This window comes from Paucibacter hankyongi, from assembly GCF_037482915.1.
GTDB classification, from domain to species: domain Bacteria; phylum Pseudomonadota; class Gammaproteobacteria; order Burkholderiales; family Burkholderiaceae_C; genus Paucibacter_A; species Paucibacter_A hankyongi.
Map to the genome: position 1 here is coordinate 39,209 of NZ_JBBHJX010000006.1, position 18,095 is coordinate 57,303.

17 protein-coding genes are annotated in these 18,095 nt (G+C 61.9%); 4 read left to right on the forward strand and 13 right to left on the reverse strand.

Annotated elements, in window-relative coordinates:
• Positions 1-286: 286 nt before the first annotated feature.
• Both WG899_RS11045 and WG899_RS11050 read left to right on the forward strand, forming a co-directional pair.
• Positions 287-1,048, forward strand: a complete 762-nt coding sequence (locus WG899_RS11045; RefSeq protein ID WP_339595699.1) for a sulfite exporter TauE/SafE family protein — start codon at positions 287-289, stop codon at positions 1,046-1,048.
• Positions 1,049-1,130: 82 nt separating this feature from the next.
• Positions 1,131-1,949 (forward strand): HDOD domain-containing protein, encoded by an 819-nt coding sequence (locus tag WG899_RS11050; RefSeq protein WP_339595700.1) that lies wholly within the window; start codon positions 1,131-1,133, stop codon positions 1,947-1,949.
• A gap of 36 nt (positions 1,950-1,985) precedes the next feature.
• On the opposite strand, the gene WG899_RS11055 is transcribed toward WG899_RS11050, so the two are convergent.
• The 11 genes from WG899_RS11055 to recA all read right to left on the reverse strand — a co-directional run bounded on the left by WG899_RS11055 (position 1,986) and on the right by recA (position 12,114).
• Positions 1,986-3,176: a GGDEF domain-containing protein gene (locus tag WG899_RS11055; protein WP_339595701.1), complete on the reverse strand. Its 1,191-nt coding sequence runs from the start codon at positions 3,174-3,176 to the stop codon at positions 1,986-1,988.
• 249 nt (positions 3,177-3,425) lie between these two features.
• Positions 3,426-4,085: an FHA domain-containing protein gene (locus tag WG899_RS11060; RefSeq protein WP_339595702.1), complete on the reverse strand. Its 660-nt coding sequence runs from the start codon at positions 4,083-4,085 to the stop codon at positions 3,426-3,428.
• Between the two features lie 113 nt (positions 4,086-4,198).
• On the reverse strand, positions 4,199-4,987 hold the full coding sequence (locus tag WG899_RS11065) for a Stp1/IreP family PP2C-type Ser/Thr phosphatase (protein ID WP_339595703.1): 789 nt from the start codon (positions 4,985-4,987) through the stop codon (positions 4,199-4,201).
• Positions 4,984-6,054, reverse strand: coding sequence for a serine/threonine-protein kinase (locus WG899_RS11070; RefSeq protein ID WP_339595704.1), 1,071 nt, complete (start codon positions 6,052-6,054; stop codon positions 4,984-4,986). Before WG899_RS11070 ends, WG899_RS11065 begins: the two co-directional genes overlap by 4 nt.
• 9 nt (positions 6,055-6,063) lie before the next feature.
• Positions 6,064-6,795: a TerC family protein gene (locus WG899_RS11075; protein ID WP_339595705.1), complete on the reverse strand. Its 732-nt coding sequence runs from the start codon at positions 6,793-6,795 to the stop codon at positions 6,064-6,066.
• A 231-nt stretch (positions 6,796-7,026) separates the two neighbouring features.
• Positions 7,027-7,920, reverse strand: a complete 894-nt coding sequence (gene sucD / locus WG899_RS11080) for a succinate--CoA ligase subunit alpha (protein WP_339595706.1) — start codon at positions 7,918-7,920, stop codon at positions 7,027-7,029.
• A 31-nt stretch (positions 7,921-7,951) separates the two neighbouring features.
• Positions 7,952-9,112, reverse strand: coding sequence for an ADP-forming succinate--CoA ligase subunit beta (gene sucC / locus WG899_RS11085; protein ID WP_339595707.1), 1,161 nt, complete (start codon positions 9,110-9,112; stop codon positions 7,952-7,954).
• A gap of 22 nt (positions 9,113-9,134) precedes the next feature.
• Entirely contained in the window at positions 9,135-9,734 is a 600-nt protein-coding gene (locus tag WG899_RS11090; RefSeq protein ID WP_339595708.1) for a DUF2889 domain-containing protein, read from the reverse strand.
• A gap of 161 nt (positions 9,735-9,895) precedes the next feature.
• Entirely contained in the window at positions 9,896-10,426 is a 531-nt protein-coding gene (locus WG899_RS11095) for a regulatory protein RecX (RefSeq protein WP_339595709.1), read from the reverse strand.
• Positions 10,427-10,516: 90 nt separating this feature from the next.
• Entirely contained in the window at positions 10,517-11,026 is a 510-nt protein-coding gene (locus WG899_RS11100) for a nuclear transport factor 2-like protein (RefSeq protein WP_339595710.1), read from the reverse strand.
• 47 nt (positions 11,027-11,073) lie between these two features.
• Positions 11,074-12,114: a recombinase RecA gene (gene recA, locus WG899_RS11105; protein WP_339595711.1), complete on the reverse strand. Its 1,041-nt coding sequence runs from the start codon at positions 12,112-12,114 to the stop codon at positions 11,074-11,076.
• 338 nt (positions 12,115-12,452) lie between these two features.
• Here recA and WG899_RS11110 point away from each other — a divergent pair, with 338 nt between their 5' ends.
• Together WG899_RS11110 and WG899_RS11115 are read left to right on the forward strand one after the other, a co-directional pair.
• Entirely contained in the window at positions 12,453-13,124 is a 672-nt protein-coding gene (locus WG899_RS11110; RefSeq protein WP_339595712.1) for a response regulator, read from the forward strand.
• A gap of 61 nt (positions 13,125-13,185) precedes the next feature.
• Positions 13,186-14,703 (forward strand): sensor histidine kinase, encoded by a 1,518-nt coding sequence (locus WG899_RS11115; protein ID WP_339595713.1) that lies wholly within the window; start codon positions 13,186-13,188, stop codon positions 14,701-14,703.
• Positions 14,704-14,707: 4 nt separating this feature from the next.
• Here WG899_RS11115 and rodA read toward each other — a convergent pair whose 3' ends face one another.
• Both rodA and mrdA read right to left on the reverse strand, forming a co-directional pair.
• Complete coding sequence (gene rodA, locus WG899_RS11120; protein ID WP_339595714.1) at positions 14,708-15,865, reverse strand: rod shape-determining protein RodA; 1,158 nt, start codon at positions 15,863-15,865, stop codon at positions 14,708-14,710.
• Positions 15,862-18,084, reverse strand: a complete 2,223-nt coding sequence (gene mrdA, locus WG899_RS11125) for a penicillin-binding protein 2 (protein ID WP_339595715.1) — start codon at positions 18,082-18,084, stop codon at positions 15,862-15,864. The genes rodA and mrdA overlap by 4 nt, the downstream gene beginning before the upstream one ends.
• Positions 18,085-18,095 lie beyond the last annotated feature (11 nt).

The following is an 18,095-nucleotide window of genomic DNA, read 5'->3' on the forward strand; positions in this document are numbered from 1 at the left end:
TTGTCGGTGCATGATGGCAGTGATAACCCCAAGTGTGTGCATGCGCTCGGCCCTCTACATTCGTCAGCACTCGACGTGTCGGTTGTGCGTTTTGCGGCGCAGCGACACTAGGGCGGCGCGAGGAGACAACTCAGCCAGGCAGTACTAAGAAAAAAGTGACACTGTCACAATGAGCGGGCACCCAATGCGATTTGGGTGCCCGTTTTTTTTGCCGCATTGGTGGCTTGTTGGTGGCGGGTCGTTGGGCCGTGGCCGCTCTGTTTCTCTTTGTGATTGCGCCGTTTGCATGCTTGAAATCCTGACCGTCGCGCTGGCCTCTTTGATGGCCGGCTTCATTGACGCCGTGGTCGGTGGTGGCGGTTTGGTTTTGGTGCCGGCCTTGTTTGGCGTGTTCCCACAGGCTGCTCCGGCGACCTTGTTTGGTACCAATAAAGGCGCTTCGATCTGGGGCACGGCTTGGGCCACCGGCCAATACGCCCGGCGCGTCTCGCTCAATTGGCCGGCCCTGCTGCCGGCCGCCGGGGTCGCCTTGTTGGGCAGTTTTGCCGGCGCCTGGACCGTGACCTTGGTCAGCGCCGGCTTCCTGCGGCGCGCCCTGCCGCTGATCTTGTTGCTGGTCTTGGTCTACACCTTGATGCGCAAGGATCTGGGGCGCCATCATGCGCCTCGCTTCAGTGGGCGTGCCGAGGCCTTGGCCGCGGCGGCGATCGGCTTGGTGATTGGGTTTTATGACGGCTTCTTCGGTCCGGGGACCGGCAGCTTCTTCGTCTTTTTGTTCGTGCGCCTGTTGGGCTACGACTTCTTGCATGCCTCTGCCACCTCCAAGCTGATGAACACGGCCACCAATGCCGCGGCGCTGACGCTGTTCGCGTTCAAGGGCCATGTGTGGTGGCATATCGCCGCCGTGATGGCCGTCACCAATGTGGCCGGCAGCCTGATCGGCACCCGCATGGCCTTGGCGCGTGGCGCCGGTTTCGTGCGCGGCATGTTCATCAGTGTGGTCGGCGCCTTGATTCTGAAGACGGCCTGGGACGCTTTTGTGCGTTGAACTTGTCTGCTAGGGGTGCGCCCGCTCTTATTGTTGGCCGCGCTTGCCCTAAGATCAGGCTTGTTCTTGGAGGCCGTCTACCATGCCCGTTGATCCGACCCTGCGCTCGCTTGATATTGAAATCCCGACCCAACCCGAGGTGCTGGTCAAGCTGTCGCTGTTGATGGCGGCCGAGGACATTGATTTGCTGGCCATGTCCTCACTGGTTGAGACCGATATGGCCCTGGCCGCGGCGGTGATGAAGGCCGTCAATTCCTCGCTTTATGGCCTGCGTGGTCGCGTGCAGACGGTGCATCAGGCGCTCACCTACCTGGGCATGCGTGAGGTTGCGGCCATCACCTTTGAGATGGGCCTGCGCGCCGCCTTCCCGGCCGCGGCTGAATTGGAGCCGGTCTGGAAGCGGGCTTCCGAGCGTGGCCTGTTGATGGGGCGCATGGGTCAGATGCTGGGTGTGGATCCCTGGGCCGCGCACTCGGCGGGCCTGTTTGAAGAATGCGGCAAGGCGGTTCTGTATCGCCATGCACCGGCCCATTACCCGGCCATGCTGCGCGCAGCGCCCAGCGATGTCGAACTGGTGCAGTTGGAGCACACCGCCTTTGGCGTCAGTCATGATGCACTGGGCGCAGCCCTGTGCGAGAGCTGGGGGCTGGCACCCGCTGCGGTGGCCAGCGTGCGTCATCACGTGGAGGTGCAAGCCGGCCTGCAGATGCCCGAGAGCCTGCAGCGCCGCGGTGTGAGCGCCATTTCAACCATCGCCTGGGCCTTGCTGAATCACCCGGAGCAATTGGAAGATGTGGCGCGTGAGATCGCACCGCAGGCCTCGCTGGATGAGGCGTTGGTGTTGCGCGCGGCGCGGCGTGTCAGCGACCAAATGAAGCAGGCTCAGGAACACGATCGCTGATCGTTAAGGCCTACCGCGCTGGTGCCGCGGTTAGGCTTAAGCCCGTTCCGGCACGCCGCTGGAGGCCGCCAAGCTGAGGCGGTCACGGCCGGCATGTTTGGCGATGTAGAGCGCCTCGTCGGCGGCTTGCATCAGAGCCTGAGGGCTCAAATAAGGGTGAGCGGGGCTGAACGCCGCCAGCCCGATGCTGACCGTCAGCACCTGCCCATTGACGCCGCCTTCATGCTGAAGCTGCAGTTCACGCAGATCTTCGCGCAGCTGTTCGAGCAGGTTCTGCGTCGTGCCGAGGCCAAAGCCTGGCAATAGCGCGACAAATTCTTCGCCGCCCAGTCGGGCCACCAAATCAGTATCGCGCTTGAAGCGCTCGCTCAAGAGTTGGGCAAAGCGCAGCAGCGCAGCATCCCCTGCGGCCACGCCATAGCGTTCATTGAAGTTCTTGAAATGGTCGAGGTCCAGCACTGCCAGGGCCAGTTGACCGCGCTGGCGCTGTGCGCGTTTGAATTCGCGCCGCAGCGCTTCGTCAAACTCGCGCCGATTGGCGAGGCCGGTCAGGCCGTCGATACGGCTGAGGCGGCCGAGCTCCTGGCTTTTTTGTGCCAGCGATTGCTCGGCCTGACGCAAATTGGCCTGCTGGCGCTCAAGCTCCAGCCGCATTTGCTCGGCGTGGCGGCGTTCCTCTTGCAACTGCAGCCAGAGGCTTTGCTGCGCCCGCGAGATCGAATGCGAAATACGGGCTAGCTCATTGACCTGGCGAGGCTCGGGTTCGGGGGGCGGCAGCGTCGGATCGAAGTCATCGGCATGCTGGGCCATGCGACGCAGCGGGCGCAGCAGCATGCGATCGAGCACCAACATCAAGACGAAGCTGAGCAGCAGCACCAGGGCAAGGTCTCGCACCACGATGGCCGGCAGTTGGGCTCGCCAATCAATCCAGGCTTGTGGCTGCGTCAGGGCGTTGTTGGCCGCGGCAGGCGAGGCGGCTTCGGGTGTCGCCGCCGGGTTCAAGGCAAAGCCGACCTTGTTCACCGAGGCGGCCGGTTGCAGTCCGCCGCCAAGAGCAATGCCTTCTTGGCGCTGCTGCATTTGATGACGCAGGTGAATCACATCGGTCAAAGCCACCAGCACCAGGCTGACCAGCATCACGGCCAAGGTCGTGCGCACCCGAACCGAGCCGAGTCGAACTCGGCTTTTCGTTGAGGACAAAGCTGCTTTTTCGTTGCGTTGACTCACGGGCAATGCTCAGACAAAGTACTTTCGGTCGGCCTGCTGCAGCGGGCCGGGCGAGACAAGCAATTGCCAAGTATTGTGCCCGGCTCGCCGAGCGATTTGTGCGCTGCAACACCAGGGTATTCCCAGAGCCAGACGCCTCCCGAGCCCGAAAAACGGCGGGCTGGAGGGGCATCAACGTTTGGTCTGGCTGCGTAAAGCGCAGCTGATGGCGCCTCGCGACGACGTATGTCGCCGTCGCTCAGCTGCCGTTTAGCCGTGCACGAATTGCATCTGAGTCCCGGCCAGCTCGATCACATCGCCGTTTTTCAGTGCGATCGATTCGCCGGTCAGCGGTGCGCCATTGACGGTGGGGCGGGCGGCGCCTTCCACATGAGCAAACACATAGCCGCTCGGCCGTTTGGTGATGGACGCCACTTGCACGCCGGGCTTGCCGACTGTGGTGACCACCTTGGTCAGGCTGACTTCGCGGCCTGCAGCCGCTCCGGTCAGGACCTTGATGGTGGCCGGCAATGCAGCGGCCGCGGGCGGCAGTGAGCCAAAGCTCGAGGGCAAACCGAAGCCACTGTTGGTGGCCGTGGCGGTACCCGGCTTCAGGATCATCGTCTTCTCGTAATCGCCGTTGTCCTCGAGCAAGAACTTGATCTTGTACTTGCCGATCTCGACGATGTCGTTGTTCGTCAGCAGCTGCTTCTTGATCGCCTTGCCATTGATATAGGTGCCGTTGGTCGAGTTCAGGTCTTCGATGAAAACATCGGCACCCACCATCTGCAGCACGGCATGCTCGCCGCTGACTGCCAGGTTATCGATCACGATATCGTTGTACGGCCGGCGCCCGAGGGTGGTCTTGTCCTTTGTAATTTGGACATCCTTTATCACCACCCCGTCGAGCGAAACCACCAGCTTGCCCATGCTTTGACCTCGGTCTGTGTTGTCTTATCGCTTATGTCGGTGGCGATACCCGCCCCCGCATGTTCTACCGTTCCCTGCAGCGCCTCGCGGCGACTTGGTCTGGCCGAAGCCGTTCAGCGTCGACCAAAAGGCCACCACGTCCGGCCTTCGGGCTTGACGCGACCCTCGGCGCGCGCCAGCACCAACGCAATATTATCGCGGCCGCCCATTTCATTGGCCCCATCAATCAAGGCCTGGGCGGCTTCCGACAAAGAAGGGTGGTTTATCAGCAACTGGCAGATCGCAGCGTCGTTGAGCATATCGGACAGACCGTCCGAGCAGAACAGGTACACATCGCCCGGCTGCACCTCGTGCAAATGTAGCTCCAGCATCACCGCATCTTCGACGCCGACGGCGCGGGTGACCAGGTTCTTGTTGCTGGAGATCTGCGCCTCTTCGGGCGTCAGCAAGCCGGCGTCCAGTTGTTCTTGCAGCAGGGAATGGTCGCGGGTGATCTGGGTCAACTGCCCGGCCCGCAAGCGGTAGGCGCGCGAGTCGCCCACATGGCCCATCAACAGGCCTTCTTCGCGGAACACGCCCAGGACCAAGGTAGTGCCCATGCCGGCGTAGCGCGGGTTGGTGTTGGCGGCGTTGAAGATGGCGCGGTTGGCGTTGTCCACGCAGATGTCCATCGCGCGGCGCACATCGCTGGCGCTGGCGGCCGCACCGGACTCCTTCAGCCAGCGGCCCAGTTCGGCGCGGATGAAGCTGGTCAGCATCTGGCTGGCCACTTCGCCAGCGTTGTAGCCGCCCATGCCGTCGGCCAGCACAGCCAGGCCGACCTCTTCGTCCAAGGCCACCGAGTCCTCGTTGTTGTCGCGCGCGCGGCCGACGTCGGTGGCGCAGAAAAACTCCAGGGTCATGGCTTTGTCTTCGGTTGCATGTCCGCAGGATTCTGCCCTGCTTCCGACAAGTTCAAGCGGACTGTTTGTGCGAAAGAGTCCGCGCTATTGGGGCTTACTTCGCTGTCTTGCGCGACTTGCAGCGCGCCAGGGCCGGCAAGCAGGTCGGCCGAGGCGTCCAGCCCGGCTTGTGCCAGCACGGCCTCAAGATCCTGGGCCATCTGTTCACCACTGGCGTAACGCAGTTCAGGGCGCTTTTCCAAGGCCAAGGCCAAGACCATCGCCAGCGACTCGGGCAGCGCGGGCCGGTGATGCCGAACGTCGGCCGGGGTCACATTGGCAATCTGATACATCAGCTTGGCCATCGAGCTGGACTGATGCGGCAATTGGCCGGTCAGCAGCTGATACAGCAGGGCGCCGAGCGAATAGAGGTCGCTGCGACCATCGACCTTCAGGCCGGCCAACTGCTCCGGTGACATGAAGGAGGGCGTGCCCAACACCAGGCCGGTGCGGGTGCGGCTGCCGTCGGCAATGCGGGCGATGCCAAAGTCCATCACCTTGATGACGCCCTGGCTGCGGTTCAGCATCACATTGGCCGGTTTGATGTCGCGGTGCACCACGCCTTGACGGTGGGCATAGTCGAGTGCGCGGGCCAGCCGCACGCCCAACTGCACCACTTCGCGCGCCGGCAGCAGCTGACCCGCGCGGGTGAAATGGCTGAGATCCTGGCCCTGCACATACTCCATGGCAATCCAGGCGTCGTCGCCGGCCTCGCCGGCATCCAGCACCTGCAGGATGTCCGGGTGCTGCAAATGTCCGGCGGCGCGAGCCTCGCGCATAAAGCGCTGGCGCACATCGATCAGGTCTTCGGCGGCGAACTCGCGTTGCAGCGCCAGGCGCTTGATGGCGACCTGTCTGCCGCTGCCCACCTCTCGCGCCAAGTGCACCACTGCCATGGCGCCGCGCCCCAGTTCTTGCTGCAGTTCATAAGCGTGCAGGCCGATGGCGGCCGTGGGCGCTTGCAACGACTCTGAGGCCGCGTCGCTGGGACTGGTTTTACCGAAGACGCGTCGCCAAAACCCGGTCATGCATCAGCCTCAGTCTTTGCTGGCTTGGCGCGATGCCAGCACTTTGCCAAGAGCCAAGACCAACACAGCCCCAGCGACACCGCAGCCGTAATGCAGTGCGGGAATGACCGAGGTGACACCCGGCTTGTCGCCTGCTTGCGTGGGAACCCAAGCGGACAAGGCGGGATCGCCGATGATCATGGTGCCCGCAATCCAGCCCAGCAGCATGGCGCCCAGGGTGATCACAGCGGGGAAACGATCCATCAACTTGATCACCAGTTGGCTACCCCAGACGATGATGGGAATGGACACCAGCAGCCCAAAAATGACCAGGGGCATTTGATGGTCTCCGCCTGCACCTTGGGCCGCGCCGGCGATGGCGATCACATTGTCCAAACTCATGACGAAGTCCGCCACGATGACAGTCTTGACGGCGGCCCAGAGCTTGTCGCTGGCTTGGATACTGTTGTGCTCGTCTTCGTCTTCAGGCACCAGCAGCTTGACGCCGATCCAAACCAGCAGCAGGCCGCCAACGATCTTCAGATACGGAATTTGCAACAGGGTGAGTGCAAAAAAGATCAGCACCACGCGCAGCACGATGGCGCCTGCGGTGCCCCAGATGATGCCTTTGGTGCGCTGCGCCGGGGCAAGTTTGCGGCAAGCCAGGGCAATGACCACGGCGTTATCGCCGCCCAGCAGGATGTCGATCATGATGATCTGACCGACGGCCAACCAGAATTCAGGGCTGAGCAAGGTGTCCATGAGTTGTCTTTGATTGTGTTGCGAGCTCTCGCGCGAAAGCCGGCAGGACTGAGGCCTGACTATAGCGAAGGGCCAACAGGGGCAGAGGGCGCATGAAAAAAGGGGCTCGCGCCCCTTTTGTTCTTGCAAAACGAATGGTGTTCCAGTCTCGCCGCAGACCTGTTGAGATCCGATGCGTGAAATTACGCATTCGTCAGGCGGCCGAGACCAGCTCGGACGGCCGCGTCGGTTTTACAGCAAGCCCTTCAGCAGCTTGGCCATTTCCGAAGGATTGCGGGTGATGGTGAAACCGCACTCTTCCATGATGGCGAGCTTGGCATCGGCTGTGTCGGCGCCACCGGCGATCAGCGCACCAGCGTGGCCCATGCGCTTGCCCGGAGGGGCAGTCACGCCGGCGATGAAGCCAACGACCGGCTTCTTCATGTTCAGCTTGCACCAGCGAGCGGCTTCGGCTTCGTCCGGTCCACCGATTTCACCGATCATGATGACGGCGTCGGTGTCTGGGTCGTCGTTGAAGGCTTGCATCACGTCGATGTGCTTCAGACCGTTGATCGGGTCGCCACCGATACCGACGGCGCTGGACTGGCCCAGACCGATTTCGGTCAGCTGAGCCACCGCTTCATAAGTCAGCGTGCCGGAGCGCGAAACCACGCCGATGCGGCCCTTGCGGTGGATATGACCGGGCATGATGCCGATTTTGATTTCTTCGGGCGTGATCAGACCGGGGCAGTTGGGGCCCAGCAGCAAGGTCTTCTTGCCGCCGGCCGCTTCCTTGGCCTTCATCTTGTTGCGGATTTCCAGCATGTCACGGACGGGGATGCCTTCCGTGATGCAGATGGCCAGGTCCAGATCGGCTTCCACGGCTTCCCAGATGGCAGCAGCAGCGCCTGCGGGCGGCACATAGATCACCGAGACGGTCGCGCCGGTCTGAGCAGCGGCTTCCTTGACGGTGGCGTAGATTGGGATGTCCGAGAACTTCTCGCCAGCCTTCTTGGGGTTCACTCCAGCGACGAAGGCGTTTTTGCCGTTCGCGTAAGCCTGGCAGCCCAGAGTGTGGAACTGACCGGTCTTGCCGGTGATGCCCTGGGTGATGACCTTGGTGTCTTTGTTGATGTAGATCGACATGATTTTTTTCCTTGCGGGGCTTTAGGCAGACTCAGGCAACAGCGGCAACGATCTTCGTCGCGGCTTCGGCCATGGTGTCGGCGGCGATGATGGGCAGACCGGAGTCGGCCAGCATCTTCTTGCCCAGCTCTTCGTTGGTGCCCTTCATGCGTACGACCAGCGGCACGGACAGATTCACGGCCTTGCAAGCGGTGATCACGCCTTCGGCGATGGTGTCGCACTTCATGATGCCGCCGAAGATGTTGACCAGAATGCCCTTCACTTCAGGGTTCTTCAACATGATCTTGAAGGCTTCGGTGACCTTCTCGGCCGTGGCGCCACCGCCCACGTCCAGGAAGTTGGCTGGCTCGCCGCCGAACAGCTTGATGGTGTCCATGGTCGACATGGCCAGACCCGCGCCGTTCACCAGGCAGCCGATATTGCCGTCTAGGCTGATGTAGGCCAGGTCGAACTTGGAGGCTTCCACTTCGGCCGGATCTTCTTCGTCCAGATCGCGGTAGGCCACGATTTCGGGATGACGGAACAGTGCGTTGGAGTCGAAGTTGAACTTGGCGTCCAGAGCGATCAGATTGCCCTTGGAGTCGCAGTTCAGCGGGTTGATTTCCACCAGCGACGCGTCGGTGTCCATGTAGCACTTGTAGAGCTTCTGGAACAGGTCAACAGCTTGGTCCACCGAGTGGCCGGACAAGCCGATGCCGCTGGCGATCTTCTTGGCTTGATCGACGGTCAGACCGACCAGCGGGTCGATCATCTCGGTCAGGATCTTCTCGGGGGTGGAGTGAGCCACTTCCTCGATGTCCATGCCGCCTTCGCTGGAAGCGATGAAGGCCACCTTCTGCGTGCCACGGTCAGTCACCAGCGACACATACAGTTCGTTCTTGATGTCGGCGCCTTCTTCGATGTAGAGGCGACGCACCTTCTGGCCGACGGGGCCGGTTTGGTGCGTGACGAGCTGCATGCCCAGGATCTGCTCGGACAGGCTCTTCACCTCGTCCAGCGAGCGACCCAGCTTCACGCCGCCGCCCTTACCACGGCCACCGGCGTGGATCTGTGCCTTCACGACCCAGACCGGGCCGCCCAGCTTTTGTGCAGCTTCAACAGCTTCTTGCACGGTAAAGGCCGGAATGCCACGGGGCACCGGCACTCCGAATTGGCGCAGGATTTCCTTGCCCTGGTACTCGTGAATCTTCATAAGGGTCTCGCTTTTGGAAAGGTCAGGAAGAGGAGGCAGGTATTGCAGGCACGGTGGCCGCCGAAGCGGTCCCGGGCTTGCGATACCAGCGAGGGTAATGGGTTTGAACGGTGGCGCCGTCGCTACGCAAGGCATGGCAACGGTCGATCTGGAAGGGGGCTTGCCCTGCAGCGCTGCCTTCTTGCGTGTCGATCACGGTGCCGGCAAAGGCTTGAATCACGGCGGAAGGCAAGACCTGGCACAACTCGGTCAGGTGGGTGCAACCTTTGGTGCCGGCGAGGCGATCTTTGACGCCCAGGCGAAAGCCCTTCATCAAATTCAGGCCGACTAAGCGCGCGTAGGCATCGCCATGCTGGTCGCAAGACCCCGGGTAGGGCATCCATTCGGAGACTGACGTGGCGGCGTGGATCGTCAACTGCTGATCAATCGCAAGGTGCAGTCGCATCGCGTGGATGGGTTCACCGGCCAAGCGGGTGCCACCGGCCACAGACATGTCTGTGGTTTTGGTGTCCGTCAACTCTGCCTCGACCTCATACAGGCCGTCATCACGTGCAAAAACCTGCACGTCAATGGCGCGGCGATGCATCAAACGGCGCTCGGCTGAGGGGATGGATAGGGGCATGTCAAGAAAACGGCGTTCACACAAAACGATGCCTGCGGCTGGAAAAAGCCTGCAGGCACTCATTTGCGCAGGGCGCCAATGTAGCATGCTGCGCCGTTTGGAGGCTTTCACGAAACTGTCGATACCGTCAAACCCTGGCTTGCCACAAGGCTTGGAGCCGCCTATTCGTCCTTGGCGTTCAAGAGCTTTCGAACCGTTTCCGAGCTGAAACCACGCGCGATCAGGAAGCGCATTTGTTTGGCCTTCATCGCCAGGTCAGGGGCGGCTTGGCCGCCAAACTTTCTCGACCAGATCGCCTTTGCGCGCTCGAATTCGCCGCTTTTCAAGTCAGCCAGCTTTTCTGCGCTGAGGCTCAAGCCGTGCTGTGCCAGTTCTTGTTTGATGCGCAGATCGCCATAGCGGGCGGCGCGAGCGTGGATGCGAGAGTCGACGAAACGCTCGTCACTCAAATAGCCTTGCTGCTGTAACCAGTCCAGCAGGGTTTCGATCTGGTCCTCGGGGTCGACGCTGTGCGTCGACTCGAGATCCGGGTTCGGACCCGGCTGATCTTGTGGGGCCATCGCCGCCTGAGCCGCCGCGGCCGCCAGATCCTTGCGCAAAGATCGCAGCAATTTCAGCCGCAATTCGGAGCGGCTGTGCTCTCGCTGCGACAGCAGGGAGATGGCGCGCATCTTCAAAGACAGAGGTTTCATGACGGTTGGCTTAGGTGCTGCTGAAGGGTGTCCTCAGCAGGCGCGCGTTTGAATGCCTCGATCGGTGTGGAGGCATTGCGGGGCTCGCGCCTAGGGTGGCGGGAGGAGATCCAGGCTCAGGCCCTGTCGTTGGTCGGGCGCCAAGGGGTGTAGGCCCGGCAAGGCACCGGGTGAACGCCAAGCCGGGGGCGCTTGGGTGTCGGCCCAGTACTCTTCGATGGACAAGATCAACCCGGCCTGCAGTTTGAAAAAACTGTTGGCGTAGAACGATTGGCCGTTTTGGTCCACCCGTACCAGGCTGTGCACGCGTTGCACCTCTTGCAACACGGGCAGCCGGTGCTGTGTGTCTGCGGAGGCGCTGCTTGACGCCGAGGCGCCATCATCCAGGTGGTTCAACTCCAGCAAATGAATGGCCCAGCCCTCTGGATAGACCGCATTCACATGCACGATGGCTGCCGCGCCGGCAAACCGTTCGGTAGTGGCCCACCACACGCAATACGCCGCCGGACTCAGCAGCGCTTGGGCCTCGGCCCAGCGCCTAGCTTGGTAGAGCGCCCAGAAGCGCCGTACCAACTCAAGGCTGGAAGTCTTGCTGCCCATTTGGTGAAGCTTGCCGAACAACGCCCTGCGGCGGCGCGTTTGTACCCTTAGGCCGCGGGCTCGCTGCCTGCCAACAGCGGCACGCCGAGCGAGTCGCGAACCTTGTTTTCGATCTCGCGGGCCAGATCTGGGTTTTCGCGCAGGAACTCGCGCGCATTGTCTTTGCCCTGGCCAATCTTTTCGCCTTGGTAGGCATACCAGGAGCCTGACTTCTCGACCACCTTGGCGATCACACCCATGTCGATGATCTCGCCTTCGCGGCTGATGCCTTCGCCATAAAGGATGTCGAACTCCGCAGTCTTGAAGGGCGGGGCGACCTTGTTCTTGACCACCTTGACCTTGGTCTCACTGCCGATCACGTCGTCGCCCTTTTTGATCGAGCCGATGCGACGGATGTCCAGACGCACCGAGGCGTAGAACTTCAAGGCATTGCCGCCGGTGGTGGTTTCGGGGCTGCCAAACATCACGCCGATCTTCATGCGGATCTGGTTGATGAAGATGACCATGCAATTGGCCTTCTTGATCGTGGCGGTCAGCTTGCGCAAAGCCTGGCTCATCAAGCGTGCCTGCAGGCCGGGCAGCGAGTCGCCCATTTCGCCTTCCAACTCGGCCTTGGGCGTCAGTGCGGCGACCGAGTCAACGACGATCAGGTCCACCGAGCCAGAGCGCACCAGGGCGTCAACAATCTCAAGCGCTTGTTCGCCGGTGTCGGGCTGGCTGATCAGCAAATCTTGCAGATTGACGCCGAGCTTTTGCGCGTACTGGATGTCCAGTGCATGTTCGGCGTCGATAAAGGCGCAGACGCCGCTGAGCTTTTGCATCTCGGCAATCACCTGCAGCGTCAGTGTTGTCTTGCCCGACGATTCCGGGCCATAGATTTCGACCACTCGGCCGCGCGGCAGGCCACCGACGCCCAGGGCAATGTCCAGACCCAGCGAGCCGGTGGAGACGACTTGAATGTCCTCAATCACCTCGCCTTCACCCAGGCGCATGATGGAGCCCTTGCCAAATTGCTTCTCGATTTGGCTGAGTGCGGCTTGCAGGGCCTTGGCCTTTTCTGCGTTGACGGTTTTGGCTGGGGCGTCCATGAATTTCTCCTGAATTGACTGGCGCGATTATGGCGCAATCTGTATGTTTGTACAGTAGTTTATCGAATCGTCGTTGGCAAGTGCCGGGCGCGATATGAAGTTGGAAACCGCCGGTGGGGTGATGTAGCGACCGAAGTCTGCTTGTCAGCCCACGCCCTTCCAGGCCTTCAATGCATGCAATCGTAAATATCAGATGGCTCACTGGATGAGCCAGTAATTCGCCGTTTCAGCTTCAGGGCCCAAACGTTCATCCTGCGCACATTCGTAATCCAGGCGCTTGAAAGGCAGGCGGACTCCCTAGAATGCGGAGACAAGAACAAGTCAAGGACGGAGACCGCATGCGCATCCTGATTGCTGAAGATGACCAAGTACTTGCCGACGCGCTGCTGCGTTCGTTGCGTGCCTCCGGCTATGCCGTGGATCAGGTGAGCAGCGGCAGCGAGGCGGACGCCGCCTTGGCTTCGCATGAGTTTGACTTGGTGATCCTGGACCTGGGCCTGCCCAAGCTGCATGGTCTGGAGGTGTTGCGCAAGCTGCGCGCACGGGGCTCGTCGATGCCGGTGCTGATTTTGACTGCGGCCGATAGCGTCGAGCAGCGCGTCAAGGGGCTGGACTTTGGCGCTGATGACTATATGGCCAAGCCCTTCTCCCTGCAGGAGCTGGAAGCGCGTGTGCGGGCGCTGACCCGGCGTGGGCTGGGCACGGCGTCGAGCATCATCAAGCATGGGCCGCTCAGCTTCGATGCGACCGGGCGGGTTGCGTACATCAATGAGCAAATGATTGAGCTGTCCGCGCGTGAGCTGAGCTTGCTCGAAGTGCTGCTGCAGCGGGCCGGCCGTTTGGTGAGCAAGGACCAGTTGGTGGAGCGCCTTTGTGAGTGGGGCGAGGAAGTCAGCAATAACGCCATCGAGGTCTATATCCACCGGCTGCGCAAGAAAATTGAGCAAGGTCCGATCCGCATCGCCACCGTGCGCGGCCTGGGTTATTGCCTGGAAAAAATCCCCGCCTGATTGCGCCTGATGCGCGTCCGACCGCTCTTACTCCGCCTCTTCCTTCGCTTTAAGGCAGTCAATGCCGGTTGATTCGGGTCAACGCTCACTGTTTGGCGAGATCCTTGATTGGATGCTGGCGCCGCTGCTGCTGATCTGGCCGATCAGCGTGGCGCTGACCTGGCTGGTAGCACAAGGCATTGCCAGCCGCCCTTATGACCGCGAACTCGGCGAGATGGCGCGTACCTTGGGCTTGCAGGTGGCCGCCGCACAGCCCAATTTGCGCAGCGGTCGGTCCCAATATGCGCTGGCGCCGGAGGCCGCTGCCTTGCTGCGCGCCGATGAGGCCGACACGGTTTTCTATCAGGTGCTTGGCCTGCGCGGTGAGCTCTTGAGTGGCGACGCGAATCTGCCGGTGCCGGTGGACGAAGAGCTGATCGTGCCCTGGGAGCTGCATTTCCGCGATGACGAGGTCGCCAATGAGCGCGTGCGGGTGGCTTATCTGTGGGTGGCGCCCGAAGGCTTGGCTGGGTCGACCCGAACCATGCTGGTGCAAGTGGCCGAGACCCTGGGCAAGCGTGGCCGCCTGACGAACGAAATCATCAAGGGCGTGATCCTGCCGCAGTTCGTGATCCTGCCCTTGGCCGTGCTCTTGGTCTGGTTGGCCCTGGCGCGTGGTATTGCGCCCCTGAATGAATTGCAGCGCCGCATTCGCTCGCGCGAGAGTTCGGACTTGAGCCCGATCGATGAGCGCCGCATCCCCGAAGAGGTGGCCCCCCTGGTGCGCGCGATCAACGACTTGTTAGCACGGCTGGATCAATCGATCAGCCGGCAAAAGCACTTTCTGGCCGACGCGGCCCATCAGTTGAAAACGCCGTTGGCGGGGCTGCGCATGCAGGCCGAGTTTGCCGAGCGCGAAATCGATGCCGGCCGCAGCCAGCCCGCTGAGTTGAAGCGGTCGCTGCAGCAGATTTCGCTGTCGAGCCAGCGCGCCGCGCATATGGTGAACCAGTTGCTGGCGATGGCGCGCGCCGAGGACCAAGAGCATGCGGCCCAGCGCAGCGAGGTCAATATGGCCGAACTCGCCATGGAGACAGTGCGCGACTTCGTGCCCCGCGCCATGGACAAGCGCATCGACCTGGGCTACGAGGGCCCCAGCGTGGAGCAATGTGGCTTGCGCGTGCTGGGCCACCCGATCTTGATCCGAGAGCTGATCCGTAATCTGGTCGACAACGCCCTGCTGTACACGCCGACCCAGGGCACGGTCACCGTGCGCGTGGTGGAAGACCCGTTTGGTCAAGTCAGTGTCTTGCAGGTCGAAGACTCGGGCCCGGGCATTGCTGAAAACGAGCGCGAAAAAGTCTTCCAGCCCTTCTTCCGCGCTTTGGGCACCAATGTCGATGGTTCAGGCCTGGGCTTGGCCATCGTGCGCGAGATTGCCCAGCAGCACGAGGCCGAGCTGAGTCTCGACGACACCCGCCAGCGCCGGCCTGGATTGGATGAGCCCGACGGTCATGGCCCGGGGGCGCGCTTCACCATACGCTTCCACGCCCATGCTTCGCCACCCAACCCTGACGTGGAAGCAGGCGGGGACGACTGAACCATCAAGACTGATTGAAGCGCCTGGCCTTGGAGATCGACATCAAAAAGCCCAGGCTGATGCCCAGGGTCACCATGGCGGTGCCGCCATAGCTGATGAAGGGCAAGGGCACGCCCACCACGGGCAAGATACCGCTGACCATGCCCATATTGACGAAGACATAGGTGAAGAAGCTCAGCGTCACCGCGCCTGCCATCAGCCGGGCGAACAAGGTCGGCGCATCCGACGCGATCATCAAGCCGCGCATGATCAGCGCGGTGAAGCCGCCCAGCAGAGCCAGCGCGCCCATCAGGCCAAACTCCTCACCGAAGGCCGCAAAAATGAAGTCGGTGGTGCGCTCGGGAATGAACTCCAGATGGGTTTGCGTTCCCTTCATAAAGCCCTTGCCGGTCAGCCCGCCGGAGCCGATGGCGATGCCGCCTTGAATGATGTGGAAGCCCTTGCCAAGCGGGTCTTTATTGGGGTCCAGCAGCGTACAGACGCGGTGCTTTTGGTACTCGCGCAGCACCGGCCATTTCACATCCGGCTGGCAGATGGCCTCTTCGCTCATGATCAGCGCGGATATGGCCACGGCACCGATCAAGAATGCGGGAACGATCAAGCGCCATGACAGGCCGGCAAAAAAGATCACAAACAAGCCCGCCGCAGCAACCAGGATGGAGGTGCCCAAGTCCGGCTGCTTGGCCACCAAGCCGACGGGAATCGCCAAGAGCACAAAGGCGGCAATGAAGTCGGGCAGCCGTAGCAGCCCTTCGCGCTTTTGGAACCACCAGGCCAGCATCAAGGGCGTGGCAATTTTCAAAATCTCCGAAGGCTGGATCTGGGTCACGCCAATGCTGAGCCAGCGCTGCGCGCCCTTTTTCGTGATGCCGAACAAGGCAGTCGCAATCAGCAGCGCCACGCCAATCGTGTAGAGCGGGATGGCAAATGACATCAGCCGCTGTGGCGGCATCTGCGCAACCAGAAAGATCAGGCCGATGGACAACAACATATTGCGCCCGTGATCGACAAAGCGGGTGCCATGGTCGTAACCGGCCGAATACATGGACAGCATGCCGATGCCCATCAACCATCCAATTGCCAGCAGCAAGGGGATGTCAAAGCCGGAGAACAGCGGCTTGATGCGCTGCCACCAGCTGGGTTTGTTGAAAACGCCTGTCATCGCGAGGCTCCCGAGGCGGGTGGGTGGCTGGCCGCCGCATGGCGGAGTTCGGAAGCGCTGGCCGCCGGCTTGCCCGCGCTGGCGGCTTGCGGCACCGATAGGGGCGTACGAACAGCGGCACTGGCCGGCATGAGGGCGGCTTTGGGCAGTTTGGCGCTATTACCAGCGACAGGAGGCGTGGAAGCAGCGGAAGCCGATGTTGCGGCAACGGGTGCCGATGCACCCGAGCCGGGGTTGGCCGCTGAAGCAGCTGAAGCTGCAACCTCAGGTGCCGTGCCAGGCAGTGGGACCTCGCTGGCCAGCCGTGGCTTACCGACTGGAGCGGTCGTTTTGCCTTGTTGAGTCAGGGCGATGTCTTCCTCACTGGGGTACTGGCCCATCAGCACAAAGTCGAACAGGCGGCGGGCGATTGGTGCGGCTGAGGTGGAACCGAAGCCGGCGTTTTCGACGATCACCGCCAACGCAATGGTGGGTGCCTCCAGCGGCGCAAAGGCGACGTAGAGTGAATGGTCGCGCTTGCGCTCATCGGCCTTGATGTCTTTGTACTTCTCACCGGCGCGCAGACCGATGGCCTGGGCCGTGCCGGTCTTGCCGCCACTCTTGTAGCCCGCGCCGTTGAAGGCGGCTTTGGAAGTGCCCTCGATGGTCACACCATGCATCGCGTTACGGATCACCTCGACCTGCTCGGGCTTGAGCCCCATCGGTTCCAGCGCATCGCTGGACATGCGGCGTTGCTCATGTTTGACCACATCCTCGATCTCGCGCACCAGCCGGGGCTTGTAGCGCAGGCCGCCCGTCGACAGGGTGGACATGGCGGTGGCCATCTGAAGCATGGTGAAGTTGTTATAGCCCTGGCCGATGCCTAGCGAGATGGTTTCGCCCGCGAACCACTTCTGCTGCTCGGGCTTCTTGAAGCGCTTGCGCTTCCAGGCGGTGGACGGCAGATCGCCGGTGACTTCGCCTTGCAGATCGATCTCGGTCTTGCGGCCGAAACCAAAGGGCTCGAGCTGGTCATGGATCAGGTCCACACCCATCTCATTGGCCAAGCTGTAGAAGTACACATTGCTGGAACTGACGATGGCGGCGCGCATGTCCTTGGGGCCGGGGCGGTCGGTTTCGGGGCTGCCGAAAGTGCGGCCCCCGAAGCTGTAGGTCAGGTTGTCCATGACGATAAAGCTGGGCGAACGCTTGCCTGAGTTCAGCGCGGCCATGGCCATGAAGGGCTTGAAGGTCGAGCCCGGCGGGTAGGTGCCGCGCATCGCCCGGTTCAGCAGCGGCTTGTCGAGGTTCTCGTTCAGCTCGCGCCAGTTCTCGACGTCAATGCCGTCCACAAACAAGTTCGGGTCAAAAGTGGGCTTGGAGACAAAAGCCAGCACCTCGCCATTGCGCGGGTCAATCGCCACCAGCGCGCCGCGACGGTCTTTGTAGAGCTCTTCCACCAGTGCTTGCAAGCGGATGTCGATCGACAGCACCAAGGTATTGCCCGGTGTCGGCGGCCGGTGGGCAAGGCGCCGGACCGCACGCCCGCCGGCGCTGGTTTCCATTTGCTCAAAGCCGGTGATGCCATGCAGCTCGCGCTCATAGGCCTGTTCCAGGCCCAGCTTGCCGATGTATTCGGTGCCGCGGTAATTGGCCAGGTCTTCTTCTTCCCACTCATCCATGGCCTTCTTTTCGGCCTGGTTGATGCGGCCGATATAGCCGAGCAAATGCGCGCCCACCTCGCCCAGCGGATAGTTGCGGAACAAGCGCGCCTTGATCTCGACGCCTGGGAAGCGGAAACGTTGCGCGGTGAAGCGAGCCACCTCGCCGTCACTCAGCTTGGTGCGGATCGGCAATGACTCAAAGTTCTTGCTCTCGGCCATCAGGCGCTTCAAGCGCTTGCGGTCGCGGGGCTGAATCTCGATCACCTGGGCCAGGGCGTCGATGGTGGCTTCCAGGTCGGCCACCTTGGACGGAGTGATTTCCAGCGTGTAAGCCGAATAGTTACTAGCCAAGACCACGCCATTGCGGTCCTTGATCAGGCCCCGATTCGGCACGATGGGCACGACGGTGATGCGGTTCGACTCGGCCCGGTCCATCATGCTGTCATGCTGGATGACCTGAAGATAGATCAGGCGCGCTAACAGCAAGCCGAAGCAGAACAGCACAAAGAGGCCAGCCACCACCAGGCGCAGGCGAAAGCGGCCCAGCTCCTGTTGGATATTCTTCAGGACGGTCATGCTGCTGCGCA